The organism is Halobacteriovorax sp. RZ-2 (genome assembly GCF_043196685.1).
GTDB lineage: Bacteria > Bdellovibrionota > Bacteriovoracia > Bacteriovoracales > Bacteriovoracaceae > Halobacteriovorax_A.
This window is the reverse complement of sequence record NZ_JBEBMR010000003.1, coordinates 230,666-244,476: the sequence shown is the minus strand read 5'-3', so window position 1 is coordinate 244,476 and position 13,811 is coordinate 230,666. Positions and strand designations below refer to the sequence as shown.

Annotated in this window: 8 protein-coding genes; 5 read left to right on the top strand and 3 right to left on the bottom strand. The window is 38.2% G+C overall.

The annotated features are described in order from the left end of the window. Window positions 1-21 precede the first annotated feature (21 nt). Together ABMA78_RS12800 and ABMA78_RS12795 are read right to left on the bottom strand one after the other, a co-directional pair. The gene (locus ABMA78_RS12800) at window positions 22-3,150 is read right to left on the bottom strand and encodes a hypothetical protein (protein WP_392860570.1); all 3,129 of its coding nucleotides are present in this window, start codon (window positions 3,148-3,150) and stop codon (window positions 22-24) included. A 34-nt stretch (window positions 3,151-3,184) separates the two neighbouring features. Further along, window positions 3,185-4,117, bottom strand: coding sequence for a hypothetical protein (locus ABMA78_RS12795; protein WP_392860569.1), 933 nt, complete (start codon window positions 4,115-4,117; stop codon window positions 3,185-3,187). Between the two features lie 183 nt (window positions 4,118-4,300). Between ABMA78_RS12795 and ABMA78_RS12790 the strand changes: the two genes are divergently transcribed. The 3 genes from ABMA78_RS12790 to ABMA78_RS12780 are packed head-to-tail and all read left to right on the top strand — an operon-like array spanning window position 4,301 to window position 10,086. Further along, window positions 4,301-5,230, top strand: a complete 930-nt coding sequence (locus ABMA78_RS12790) for a class I SAM-dependent methyltransferase (RefSeq protein ID WP_392860567.1) — start codon at window positions 4,301-4,303, stop codon at window positions 5,228-5,230. Between the two features lie 25 nt (window positions 5,231-5,255). Continuing rightward, on the top strand, window positions 5,256-6,011 hold the full coding sequence (locus ABMA78_RS12785) for an N-acetylmuramoyl-L-alanine amidase (protein WP_392860565.1): 756 nt from the start codon (window positions 5,256-5,258) through the stop codon (window positions 6,009-6,011). Between the two features lie 55 nt (window positions 6,012-6,066). Beyond that, window positions 6,067-10,086: a hypothetical protein gene (locus ABMA78_RS12780; protein ID WP_392860563.1), complete on the top strand. Its 4,020-nt coding sequence runs from the start codon at window positions 6,067-6,069 to the stop codon at window positions 10,084-10,086. 38 nt (window positions 10,087-10,124) lie between these two features. Here the strand turns inward: ABMA78_RS12780 and ABMA78_RS12775 are convergent, their stop codons facing one another. After that, the gene (locus tag ABMA78_RS12775) at window positions 10,125-10,868 is read right to left on the bottom strand and encodes a hypothetical protein (protein ID WP_392860561.1); all 744 of its coding nucleotides are present in this window, start codon (window positions 10,866-10,868) and stop codon (window positions 10,125-10,127) included. A gap of 176 nt (window positions 10,869-11,044) precedes the next feature. On the opposite strand from ABMA78_RS12775, the gene lexA reads away from it, so the two are divergent. Together lexA and ABMA78_RS12765 are read left to right on the top strand one after the other, a co-directional pair. Then, the gene (lexA, locus tag ABMA78_RS12770) at window positions 11,045-11,704 is read left to right on the top strand and encodes a transcriptional repressor LexA (protein WP_392860559.1); all 660 of its coding nucleotides are present in this window, start codon (window positions 11,045-11,047) and stop codon (window positions 11,702-11,704) included. Beyond that, window positions 11,697-13,796 (top strand): AMP-binding protein, encoded by a 2,100-nt coding sequence (locus ABMA78_RS12765; RefSeq protein ID WP_392860558.1) that lies wholly within the window; start codon window positions 11,697-11,699, stop codon window positions 13,794-13,796. Before lexA ends, ABMA78_RS12765 begins: the two co-directional genes overlap by 8 nt. The last annotated feature ends 15 nt before the right edge of the window (window positions 13,797-13,811 follow it).

Below are 13,811 nucleotides of genomic sequence, written 5' to 3'. Positions count from 1 at the left end.
CCATCGAGGCCCTTTTTATTTCTATAAAATTTCGTTTAATAATTCTTCACAACTATTTGTTCGGACAAATTCACCTGGTAGTTCACGAGCTGGAACAATCTCTTGCCTCATCTCTTGAGCAGCTAGTGCAGCACGAATACGGTGATCATTGTTCATCGTATTCAGCTCATCCGCAGGCCCAGGAGTCCACTCACGTCCTGTTGAATTAAGAGCATTTTCTGCACTTCTTGCATCAACTGCTTTTCCCCAACCTGGTTGGTTTGGATGAATGGCCATTTTCTCATCAATACTTCTAAAGAACACTTTTTGTGACTCTAGTTGAGAAATTGATAAACCTTCCATTGCAGCAGTACGGAACTGATTGACGTCAAGACCTAAATCATCACATAGCTTTTTCAGATCGTCTTCTGCCATTTGTGGCTTCTTCACATAATCGACATGTGTCGTCTTATCAACTTCACCTGATAGTTCTTCAGTACTATTTAGGGCCTTATCAAGCATTGCTCTTACTAACTGAATCTGCATTGCTGATTCAGCGGCATCACGAGGAGCATTGAACATTCTAAACTCACCCTTTCTGATTTTAGGATCGACTCTAAATGTTCTTCTCCAATCTGTTGTCGGATTAGAAATGTCAAAGTCATCTGTTACAAACTCTTCTGGAATAACATCCTGGAAGTAAGCCGAAACATCAAGTTGGATGTAACGAGTCTTACGTCCAAAGCGAGTGTTAAAGTACCTTTCATTGTATAGAAGCTTCTTAAGCTCTTCTTCAGATCCATTAAAATCTTTTAGTGCCTTTCTAAGTGTCTCACTAACTTCAACAGGCTCAGAAGTGTGAGTACGGTTAATATGCTGGAACATTAATGAAATGATTCCTCTATGCTCGTGGAAGATTGTTAAGAATCTTGCAAGGGCCTTAGGGTTTCCATCAAAGGCAGCAAGGTCAATATTTACGTGACCCCCACCGGCCATTAGAGAAGGTAGAACATTATTCTTTTCAAAGGCCTTATAAACACCAGCAACCTCATCGATTGTTGGAGTGAACTTAGGTGTAATGAGCTCAATTGTTCCCCCACGCGGAGAATCAGCAATGATCTCACCAGAAGGAGTATAAGAGCGTCCAATACCATCCCACTCAACTTGCCACTTACGGCCTTGGTTGTCGCGGATTGCATAGGCAACGTCAAGGCCGTGCCCGTGTCCGTCAACTTCTAACTTAACAGGGGCTTCACCTTCTTCACCACCAATCTCATTATAGAGGTCTTGTGCAACTCGTTTAATGATTGCTTCACGCTCTTCAGACGATAAGTCGATAACAGTTTGTACCCAAGCGCGTTTTCCATCTTCAAGACGATCTTTAGAAGTAATCGACTTAAGCCTTAGTGGAAACTTACCTGAGTATTCAATACCAAGGTCAATTTTGTTAACATCAACCGGATTTGCGACTCTATTAGGAGCATCAACATTGGCCTTAAAGTCCATTGTAAGCTCGTTATAGTCCATCTTTTTAGGACGCATATAAGCTTCAAGATCATCAATTAGTTTTGATGCTGAAACCCATGTACGATTCATCTCACGAATTTCTTGTTTTAATTTGTCTTGAGACATATTCGGGTCAAGAAGAGCAACTTTTTGCGTATAATCTTTAACAAGATTTTTAATGATCTCTCTTTTTGTATCACCAATAAAGGCAACTTCAGGTTCAGTCCATCCCCAGAACATCACACGGTAGTCGGCCTTAATTCCGGCCTTTTGCATATTGTCTAGGGCCTGTTGAACGATATCCTGTTCAATTTCAAAGCGAGATGCAATACTCTCAGGCTCTCTAAATACAGGGCTATTTAAGTTATAGTCAGAAATACTTGCAATGCCACTAAAGTCATTGGCCCCAATACGAGCAGCTAGAGTTGTTTGATAGAATCTAGCTGGTGCAAGGTTTTTCGTACCTGCCCTAAACTCAATACCTAAACCACCAGTATTTTGTACCCATGGCTTCCATTGGTCATCTGGTCTAATTACCCCACGTCCACCGTGGTAGAGATTAGTAAGGTTTGATTCTGTCTGTACATTTTTATAATTTGCAAACTCGATTCCAGAGTTTCCTTTAATACCATTTAAAACAATATAAGATTGAATTGCACGGTAGAACTCAGAAAGCTTTCCTTCATCAAGATCAGGGTGTTTTCTAAAAACAATTCTTTGATGCCCTGGTGCTTGGAATAATTGAACCTTATTCTTGCCAGTTAAAGGATCACGCACGACTTGAGAAAGTGATTCTCTAAACCATGCAACCATCTCTTCAAACTCTCCATAAGTGTCTTGGGCCTTGAAGTTAATCTCCCAACCGCCATTACCACCACCGTGGCCATGGGCATCTGTTAGGAATCTTTCGGCCTTACCAAAGTTAGGCTTCCACTCACGGTAGTCTTGCTTGTTACCAAGAAATTTATGTGGCTTACTATACCAACCACCACCTTCTGGCTTAACAATCTTTGGAAGACCAGGAAGGTTTCCAGTAAAAAACTTACGCCTAACAGTCGGCTTAATGAAAGTCATTGCACGATCTTTCATTTGCTCAAACAGATTATAGAAAACTTTTTCTAAAGTGGCTAAGTCAGCTGCTTTAACATCAGTGGCCTTAAGCTCAGTTAAGTCAATAACCTTAGGGTTACCTTCGGCGTCTACAACATCTCTTGCAAGATCAATTTTCTTGCCTGTTGTGACGTCTTTATAAGTACGATAACCATTGGAATCCTTTGCGTAATTCTCTAAGAAGTCACGAAAGAATTTCTCCTTATTTTCAGCTGAAAGTGTATCGATATTCTTTTTAATGATGGCCGTTGATGGGGACATAACACGAGTAAGAAGAGAAGATGAGGCTTCTTTTTCCGCACCGTAAGTAACCCCTCCAAGCATTCCTGGAAGTGTTTGATCATCAACAAGAAGCGCCTTGGCACTATAAGATGCTCCTGAATACTGAAGATCTGCCCATGCCTCATAGGCCGTTTTAAAATTTCCATCTGAAGATGGATTTCGATAATCGCCATGCTTTAATTGAGAAACCCCAAAGAAAGCTGCAGTCCCAATTGCAACAGTTCCGAGAACTGGCAAATAAAGATCTTTAAATTTTTTATTAGTATCACTCATACGCTATACCTTTATCTTTTATTATTTAAATTAATTATTTGAAAAAACACTTTTTAGCTTTTAGCTCTTCAATACTATTTGCCGTCTCAGGAGTTTTGTCGCTGATTTTGTAAAGTTGCTTATAAAACTCATCTTCTCTTTTAGAGACAGGCTTCTTGGCCGCTTCATTAATTGCCTTAGCAAGTTTTGCAGCTCTTTGAGGAGAAAATTTACCGTCGATAATTTTCCAAAAAGTACCTTTCGCTGTAGGGCCTGCAAAAGTCACATTGCCACCCTTATCAGAGTTGTACTTGGCCACGGCCTCATAGAATTGCTTATATTCTTTCTTAGCACCACGATCATTGAAGCTAAAAAATAGAGCAAGTGTTTTACGATCACCAGAATCGAGGTAGCGAGAAATATCTTTCGCATTCCCCTTTCGGCTCATTTTACTTATATAACGACTAATCGCTGTTGAACTTTTAGGAAGTCGAGAAACTAGTCTTTTCAAACTAGGATCAGCAATAACTGTAATATTTGACTTAAAACCAAGACTAGCTAATTGATCAGACTTACAATAAGTACAATTCAGTAGCTTACTTGAATCTTCTCCATAGACAGAAGCGATATAAGCAAGGTCGTTAACGATATCTTTGAATTCTTGTCCCGTAACAGAGTCATGATTCATTTTTAACGCCGCCTGGATACGGCCAATCTTTGCTGCATCTTCTTTTGTTGCATCTGCTTTGACAGCAGCAAGGCCATCACTTAGGCTTACATGGCCATGTGAAAGAGAAGCAACACTATTGTGAATAGAGTCTTTTAAACTAGTGATAGAGCCACCAGAAACGCCTTCTTTTACAATTTTAGATTTGATAGAGACAGGCTTTAATAATAGCTCGCCAAAAGTAAAGATACTTGCATAAGTACTTCCAGAAATTGCTACAAACGCATAAAGCGCAAGCATACTTCTTCCCATAAATTTCATTAAACTCTCCTCACGAAAAAAATGTGAATCAATTATATATATGTTAAAATTGATAAGCTTTCGTAATATCGTCATACTTAACGGAAAACTTAACCGAATACTTTAATCGGGTACTTGTAAAATATTAAAATTTAAGCATAATCGTTGTGATATCAGTTGCTTAAAATTCATAAAGGATCTCTCATGAGCGCAATTAACGGCCGTATCAAAAAGCTTTATCGACATAAGAAGAAATGGGCCAAGAGAAATAATATCGATTCATTTCGACTCTATGATCGAGATATCCCAGACTTCCCTTTTATCGTTGATATTCACGGGCAATATTGTGTTATCTATAAGCGAAGTATTGATAAGATTGATGCTGACAAGAACCACCTTCCCCTCTTAATTGAGGCAATCAAGGAACACACCCAATTAAATGAAGAGAATATCTTTATTAAGGAAAGAAAGGTTCAAGGACAAGACTTTCAATATGAAAAATCTAAAGGAGAAACTCCACTTGTTTCTCAAGAAGGTGATCTAAAATTCAAGCTTCTTTTAAATAAGTATATCGATACTGGGCTCTTCCTCGACCATAGGCCACTAAGGCAACTTCTTGCAAAAGAAAATTTTTCAGGAAAGAGTGTTTTAAACCTCTTTTGTTATACAGGTAGCCTATCAGTTGCAAGCGCTTATGCAGGGGCCTCGGTTACAAGTGTTGATATGTCTAATACCTACCTCGACTGGGCAAAAGAGAATTTCAAATTAAACGAAATAGATATCAATAAACATTCTTTTATCAGAGAAGATGTTTTGAAGTATTTAAACGATGAAGCACAAAAACAAGAACAGAAATATGATGTCATCATCCTCGATCCTCCTTCTATGTCTAAGTCTAAGAAAATGGATGTAGTCTTTGACGTACAAAAAGATCATGAAATGTTAGTTGAGCAATGTTCAAAACTATTAAATGATGGTGGTGTCCTTTATTTTTCAAATAATTTACGTAGCTTCAAGCTCAGCGAGAGTGTTCAACAAAGCTTTGAAGTCAAGGATATGACGAGATGGAGCATCCCCGAAGACTTTCATGACCAAAAGATACACAAGCTTTATAAAATCCATTTGCACAGCTAGAACGTTATCCATATAATAACTATACATGATTAAAAACTTACTTCTTCTTTGTTCCATAATACTTACAACGCAGACGTTTTCAGCGACTGTCCTCATTGACCCAGGTCACGGTGGAGAGGACTGTGGTGCCAAGGCAAAAGTATGGAGAAAGAAGAAATTAAATATTATTTGCGAAAAAGATGTCGCTTTAAAAATTGCTCTAAAGCTTAAGAAATATATCAATCAAACTAAAAGGCATCGTGCCTACCTAACAAGAACAATTGATAAAACTGTTTCACTACAAAAAAGAGCTGACATGGCCGATATTATCAAGGCCGATATCTTCATCTCGATTCACCTAAATGCGGCCGAAGATAGTAGCTCAAGTGGCTTTGAAACCTACTACTTAAATAATCACCAAGATGCGGCCATTGCAAAGATTGAAGCTGTTGAAAACCGCGACCTTGAAGGCAAGCAGGTCATTATCAATAATATCCTTACAGACCTTGTGGTTGAGCGAGTTGCACCAGAATCGAAGAAGCTTGGGACACAAGTCCATGATCAACTTGGTAAGCTTTTAACAAAGAATTACAAAATGAAAGACCGAGGCCTAAAGCCTGGCCTATTCTATGTTTTGGCCCTTTCAAAAAGACCTTCCATCTTATTAGAGGCCGGATTTTTAACAAATTCTAATGAAGCATCCCTCGTTCTTGATGATTGGTTCCACCATCTCTATGCAAAGTATTCGGCCAAAGGAATTATTAGCTACTTAGATTCGATCTCTGGCCCAAATTTATTCTAAATACCTCAACATTTTCCTCAAGTATTAAAAAGAATATTCCGAAAAGATCAATGAAATGTATCGTTTTATTGTTACTTTATTCATATTCATCACAGCATCCATTCAAGTCTACGCTTCAGACGAGCTGTCGGCCTGTGTGTTAAAGCGTGGCAATATTCAAGCAACAGCACAAACGGCCCAACCGATATGCAGTGCTACCATTCTAGATCGTAACACTATTATCTATGAGCAAAGCTGTACTCGAGTCGCTAACCCGCGAGCGCTACAGCTAACTAGTTACTTCGTTTCTTGTCATAACGATAGTATTAGCTACAAAGTCCCGGCAGCAAGATATAGCCAAAGAGATGCAAAGCATAAGAGTTTAAAACTTGATGTGCCTATTGCCTACTTTCCAACAAAGCATCATACAAATGAAAAGCTATCTAACTGTACAATAAAATCAGCAAATAGAACTGCGCAGATAAGAGCAACTCACCTAGCAAGTGATATTGCAAAGCTTAGTCTTTCTAAAACGGCCAGCGCTGCACCTATTATCTGCAAGAGTGAATCGAATACAAAAGAAGAGCTTCTCGCTGGAGTTGTTTCCAGTGATGGTAAATTTATCCCAATAAGTGAATTACAAGAGAAGTACCAACTTGAATCAGATTTTGTGTCAACACTTGAAGATACAGCTTATAGTGAAGACTCTGCTATAGTGGTTTGTCATAATGCCTCGGAGTGTATTGCTAATCTTATCACACCTGCAATTGAGCTTAATGAGCAATTAAATGAAATTATCTCAAAATTAAATGGATACGAAAGAACATCAATCGCAAAAGAAAGAGAGCAGCTTACTAATGAATTTCGCGAGCTAGAAAAAGAATGTCACCGTAAGTCTCTCCAGGCCAAATTAAGTTATTCAAATATTGAAGAAGCAGACCTTGGCGATAAAACCATGGGTGTCATCGAAAGAGGGGCCATTGGCGTCTTCAATTTCTTTGGCAGCATAAATCCATTTGATAAAGAAGAATTCCTCTATACGACTTTCAAGAATATTGGTGCAATTTCTCAGAACTTAAGTGATGCTAGAATTAAAGAAATCTTTGATGATATCAATAAACAAGATATTGGAAATTTTGATAAGATTAGAAGTCTAGCAAGTGCATATTCAAAAGAAGTCGTAAATCTCTTATTAGACGATATGAAAACATTCAGTAGTGCCCAAGAGAAGCAGGCATTCGTTGACCCCTATCTTAAAGACCTTGATAAGTGTTTAGAAAAAGCAGTTCGTAAGGATCAAGTAATTGAGTGTTCCAATGTTTTCACCAATAATATCGCTCTTTCAATTGGAGAAAAAGAATTAGAGAAACAAATTGGACTTAACTTCACACCAGAAGATGGATTACCGACACTAAAGTCAAAATCAACGAATGCTTATATGAAGTGTGTGAATGAGAACTTCAATAAGTTTGAAAAAGTCATCGATACCACTTCTGTTGTCAAAGGCTGTGTTTATACAGGTATCCTTGAAAGTTATCATCGCACACGTGCTGGACGTGTTAATGATGCGATAAAGGCATATACAGGAAGATCTGAGAATAATGCTATCGTTGGAGATATCTTAAGAAAGTCGAATAACTGTAGCTATGCTCCAATTGTTAACTCAAAAGGACAAACACCTCAAGAGTATTTGGTTCTTGCTAAAATGAGTACCGAGCAATTTACGAAAACTATTGGTGAATGTATTGATAGCTTAAAAGTAAGTGCCACTTATGATGTTGTTGAAATTGCCATCTTAACAAACCCAAAAATATCAGAGAGTTTATCGCAAGATGAGAAGAATCTTTTAATTGAAGAGATTAAGACCAAGCATCTTCCGGCATGTATGAGTGCTAAGAAGACAACTGATGGAAATGAATGCTCTGTCTTTATTACGGCCATGGCAACAGCACAAGCGGCCAAGTCTATACTGGCCATCGAATTTGATAAACAATTTGACTCTCTTGGTATCGATGAAGAAAAAAGAGCTCAGCTTTCACAAAGAATTATAAAAGATTACGAGGTTTGCATCGAACATGCTAAGCGTGAAATTTATCGTGACCTAACAAAAGATGTAAATGAGAATCTTATAAACCAGTGTTTAACAGGGGCCATTACTTCCCTATCTGGCTCGATCTTAAAAGATAGTATTTATAAGGCCACAAGTGATAAAGGTATCGCTGATAGCGTTGTAAACTCTGCAATCTCTTCACAAGAGCTTACACGTGTTCAAAACGGTATGAAGTCATGTCTTGAAAATGATTTAGCTAAGCATACTAAGCTAAGCTCTTATCAAGAAAATATGAATGAAACGATCTCATCTTGTACATTCAAAACCCAAAGAAGTGTAATTGGGCTAATTGCAAAAGAGATGGCCCATGGACAAGTAAAAGATTTTAACTTGCCGGCAACTGAATTGAGCTCTCTTAATCGTTTTATTGAAAATCATATTAATAATAGCGGCCCAGAAAATCTTGATAGTAATGTTGATACACTGACGCCACTTCTAATTAAGCGTGTCGCTCCAGGTGCTATTGATAAAACTTTAGAGGACTTTAAATCTAAATTCACGAAAGAACAATTCGAAGATGCTAAGAATAAGATCAGTACACAACTAAACTCTTGTCTTGATCAAACCCTCAAGGAAAAAGAAAGTAATGATGAAGTCAATGCAACACAGGCAGCAAGTGTCTGTATGTCAGTTACGGTAAAGGATGCATACCGCTCTCTTGCACCAAAAATAATCGAAGAAACGATTGCACCCCTCTTTAATGGCGAGCCAAATAAGGTGAAAGCACTAACAGAGTCATCTTCAAGAAATTTAATGAAGTGTCTTGATTCAGTCGAAGACGATGTGAAGGCACAAGAAAACGCTAAGGATTGCCTAAGTGGTGAGATCGGAAATATTGCCAAGACAATTGCAAGAACACTACTTACTGATCTTAATAAATTTGCAAACCCAAATGAGACGTTAGAAGATCTCACAAAATCTCAAGCTTACCGTGAATTTGAAAGATGTATTGAAAGGCCAAATAAGCCTAGTCTTGAAGAGGCCACTGAGAATATGAATACTTGTGTGACTAAACTTGAAGAGCAGGCCAAGGAAGAAGTGAAGGGCCGCTTTGTTCAAGTCTATGGTGATCAGAACCCAGATCAACTTGGCAAGGTCATGGATATTCTTTTAACAATTCCAGCAAAGTCGCAAGAGACAGGTTTTAAAGAGGAAGATTCTAGTGACGGAATGCCTAATGCCCAACTCATTTCAACACTTGAGTTAGTTGGATCAACACTTAAGTATTCATGTGATAATAATACGGCAATCTGTGATCAAGCAATTCACAATACAACCATTGCCATGCAAAGACATAGTCTTGATAACCCAAGTTCAACGACTGCCCAGAACACACAGGCCCTCATGGAAAGTGAGATGTTAGAAAATCTTATCACTTCCCAATTAGGTATGAACCTAAACCAGGTCTTTAAAAAAGAGCTGGCCACTTATAATGGGCCAGATAATCTTGTGCTAGATAAAATAGATGACATCACTAACAACCGTCTATTAACGGATATTATGAGAACACGTGAGGGACGTGAACTAAAAGAGTATATCCTCAAGAAAGTTGAAGAAGGAGCAATCGATAATATTGCCGAAGATCCAAATCTAAGAAAGTTACTAGCAAATGCATTAACGAAAGATACAAGCGACGGATCATTTGGAGACCAACTCTCCTATGCTCTTGTTCAAACTGAACTTAACCGTATGAAGAAGCGCTCTCGAGGTTTACGAGGTTTCTTTAGAGAGTTTACGATTAATGCGGGAGATCTCTTTAATATCATCGATAAGAAGGATTTTAAGTGGTCTAAAATCACTAGAACAAGAACAGGCGTTCGTGCTCGAGAGTATATGATTAGAGAGATTATTGCTCCTGCAATTGAAGGACGTAATTTAAGTGCAGAAGCGGCATCATCTAAGAAGCATAAGAATCAGCAAGAAGAAAGACTTGATCGATTTAAATCAATGTTAACGGATGCTTTGAAAGAGGCAAACAAGTTATAAAAAAAGGCTTCCAATGGAAGCCTTTTCTATTTTAATTCTTAATTCATTCTTTGTAGTAGGCCATCACCATTTACGTAGAAGATATCCGTTTCATCAATTGATTTTAGAACTGATGAAGCTTTGTAGTTGATATTAACTACTGCTGAAGCTACTGGTGAATCCATGCTTCCTTGGTTGGCAATCGACATAATCTCACTTGAAGCTGAGAAGTTGAATCCCCAAGAAACACTTACGTTACTAGCGCTTACAAAAAGCCCTGTGATATAAGAGCCCTTCCCTTCGAACTTTCCACCGTATTGAAAAACAACAGTGTAAACAAATGAAATAACTTCTGATCCAAATCCATTGCGATAAGCAACTTTAAATGAGCGAACGATAGGTGCTCTCCAGTGAGACATTGAAGAGAATGTTCCATTAACATCATCCATATTTGGAATGATACTAATTGGCTTTGTAAATTTAGTGCTGCTAACTGGCTTTCCTGCATCGACAATTTTCCAAATCTTTTGCCCTAGGGCCAAGATTTTATCAACTGTCATAAAGACTTCACCAAGTCCTGCGCTACTCTTCTCACTAACCAGCTTGTTATAAACTAGATCATAACGAGGATAAACTTCAGTTACTTCACGATCAACAATTTCAAGATACTGCTCTTGATCTCTTGTATCGAGTTTTTCGAACTTTGCTTTATTCAGCGCTCCAGCATCTAGAGAGAATGCATTCGTACTAAATAGTAATGTAGCGATAACTGCCAAACGACTTAAACTTGTAAACGATTTCATGAACCCTCCCTTAAATTTGATGACCTATAAGTAGCTATTTCAAGGCCCTACGTCAATTGCTGAAAGGGATGAATTTTGATTGTAAGATTTTTTCACAAAAACCGTGAAAAATGTTCACAAATAATGTGAATAAAACTTATATTGACTTACGCAAATCTTACGCATAACATATTGATATGGCATTAACAAAAAAACAAAATCAAGTTTACCTCTATATAAAGAATTACTTTCAGGCAGAAGGTTATGCTCCTACTCAGAAAGAGATTAAGGAACACTTCGGACTAAAGTCTTTCGGTTCCGTAAATAAATATATGCACTATCTTCAAGAGGCCGGAAAAATTGAGGTCGACTGGAACGCTCGCCGTGGAATTAAGATTTTAGACGAAGAACAGCTTTCATCACAAGATCTTGATCAGCAGCTGTCAGCAATGACGAACTCAAATGCTCACTTTAGTGAAGTCCCACTTTTAGGAGATGTAGCGGCCGGAAACCCTATTGAGGCCATTGAGAATCCAAGTGAGCACACTCTTGTGCCAAATCACATGGTGTCTCGTCCTGGTAAGTACTTTGCCCTAAACGTACAGGGAGACTCAATGATTAATGATGGTATCCACGAAGGTGATATCCTTGTTTGTCGTGCCCAAGAAAATGCCAATCAAGGACAAACAGTTATTGCCCTTGTTGATAATGAAGCAACTGTTAAAAACTTCTTTAAAAAGAAGAACTCAGTTGAGCTCCATCCAGCAAATGATCGCCTCTCACCTTTTGTCATTACAGAAGCTAATGACTTCCGTATAGCAGGCGTGGTTGTTGGGCTAATGCGCAGTTATGAATAAATCTGGTTTTATTTCTAAGCTTATTAAAGATGCGAGTGGGCCATTTATCTATCAAGATGGCAGATGTGTTCTCACATACGAAGAACTACGCCAAGAGATTTCAAAAGAGTCTAAGAAATCTAACGATCCCTCAAATTTTAAAGTTCTTTCATGGCTGCCAGATGACAATATCTCTTTTCTCGTTAATTACTTTAGTTTAATTGAGAATGGACTAACACCAATTCTAGTTGATCACAGAAGACTTGAGTCCTCTGCATCCGACTATGATCTACAGGGCCTGGCCAAGGCCAAATTTACTGGTATAGAGGGACTCAACTCATGTGCAAGTGTCATCTACACCTCGGGCTCTACAGGTAGACCTAAGGGCGTAAAGCTAAGCCTAGGGTCACTTTTAAATAGTGCAAGAGCAACTGTTAATCACTATCAAATTAATCAACAAGACAACTGGGCCTTATCCCTCCCACTCTTTCATATTGGTGGGATCATGATTGCATGGCGAAGCCTAGTGGCGGGAAGCTCTTTAACAATTGTCGATGCAGGTCAACTCGAAAATGACCTCTTAAATAACTCACAAATCACAATTTGCTCACTCGTTCAACTGCAACTTGCAAGGCTCATGGAATCTGAAAAAATGATCAAAAGAATGAGTCAACTAAAAGGAGTTGTTCTTGGGGGTTCTAAGGTTTCAAGTGCTCTTATCCAAAAGGCCACAAGCTCTGGCATCAATCTCTCAAACTCTTTTGGCGCCAGTGAAAGTTGTGCACAATTTCTAGCAACGCCCTTTACTAGAGATAACAAACTCCTAAGCACATGTGGTAGGCCAATGGATGGTAACGTAAGTATTGTCGATTCAAAGTGTGTCTTAGAAGGTAAGAGTATCGCTATTGGATACTTAAACGGTGATGACTTCAATCAAAAGTACATTACCAATGATCTTATAAAACTTGATGAAGATGGCAATTATACAATCTTGGGCCGAAGTGATTTTGTTTTTCAAAAGGCCGCGGAAAATATAAATCCAGAAATTATTGAAGAGAAATTATCAAGGCATTTCAGCAATGCTTATATCGCCCCAGTTAAGAATGATAAGTATGAAAACCTTATTGCTCTCACCTTCTGCGATGATCACTCTCTTGCACAGGCCCAAAGTATTCTAGAAGATGAACTCATCTCATTTGAAAGGCCTCACTTACTATACAAGGCCCGTGACCTAAAAGAGCTGCAAGTCGGTGTTAAAATCGGTCGAGAAAAAATAAAGTTACTCATGAATATGCTTTTCATGCAATTTAATGAAGATATCTACATAAGTGCCCAGGGTAATCCTCACGGAGATATTATCTTCATTAGTCATGGCTTCATGGGAAATTCTCTTGAATTAGAAGAAGTAACAAAGCACTTGGCCAATGACTACTTACTCATTTATATCGATCTTCCAGGACATGGAAAGAATCAAAAGCTAAGATCTCTTGATCTCTTTAAAGAAAGATTAATCACTTCAATCGTAGAAATTGATAAGAAGACAGATAAAAAGATCCACTTCATTACGTATTCAATGTCTGGCCGCCTTTTCAATGAAATCCTACGTGACAAGGAATTGGCAAATACCAAGGCCATAAAGAATTTTGTTAATGAATCGGGAGCACCAGGTTTTACAGGCAACCAAGAAGAACGACAAAAACGTCTACAACATGATTCAAATTTATTTAAAGATGCACAGGCCGAAACATTCTTTGACAAATGGTATGACCAAGGTGTCTTTAAAAATATCAAGCTCTCACCTCGTGCACCTAAAATGTTAAAGCAAAAAGAATTTGATTTTGTTAAATATGTTGAGAGCTGGTCTCAAGTCTCGCAAATGCTTTCTGTTGCCAATCAAAGAGATCTAAGAGACTTGAACGAATTACCACAAGGAACCTTCTATCATTACCTATGTGGAGAATTAGACAAGAAATACCAAACGTATTGCGATACCTATATTGCATCTGATCACGTCGACTTCCAGAGCTACATCGTAGAGAATGCTTCACACAATATACATTTCATGAATGAAGAAAATTATTTAAATCTTCTTAAAAAAATATTCAAATCTTAACTTTCTAACAACTTC

Excerpts from the sequence above, each read along its gene's own strand:
- ABMA78_RS12800 (WP_392860570.1), bottom strand. The coding sequence starts at position 3,150 with ATGAGTGATACTAATAAAAAATTTAAAGATCTTTATTTGCCAGTTCTC.
- ABMA78_RS12795 (WP_392860569.1), bottom strand. The coding sequence starts at position 4,117 with ATGAAATTTATGGGAAGAAGTATGCTTGCGCTTTATGCGTTTGTAGCA.
- ABMA78_RS12790 (WP_392860567.1), top strand. The coding sequence starts at position 4,301 with ATGAGCGCAATTAACGGCCGTATCAAAAAGCTTTATCGACATAAGAAG.
- ABMA78_RS12785 (WP_392860565.1), top strand. The coding sequence starts at position 5,256 with ATGATTAAAAACTTACTTCTTCTTTGTTCCATAATACTTACAACGCAG.
- ABMA78_RS12780 (WP_392860563.1), top strand. The coding sequence starts at position 6,067 with ATGTATCGTTTTATTGTTACTTTATTCATATTCATCACAGCATCCATT.
- ABMA78_RS12775 (WP_392860561.1), bottom strand. The coding sequence starts at position 10,868 with ATGAAATCGTTTACAAGTTTAAGTCGTTTGGCAGTTATCGCTACATTA.
- lexA (WP_392860559.1), top strand. The coding sequence starts at position 11,045 with ATGGCATTAACAAAAAAACAAAATCAAGTTTACCTCTATATAAAGAAT.
- ABMA78_RS12765 (WP_392860558.1), top strand. The coding sequence starts at position 11,697 with ATGAATAAATCTGGTTTTATTTCTAAGCTTATTAAAGATGCGAGTGGG.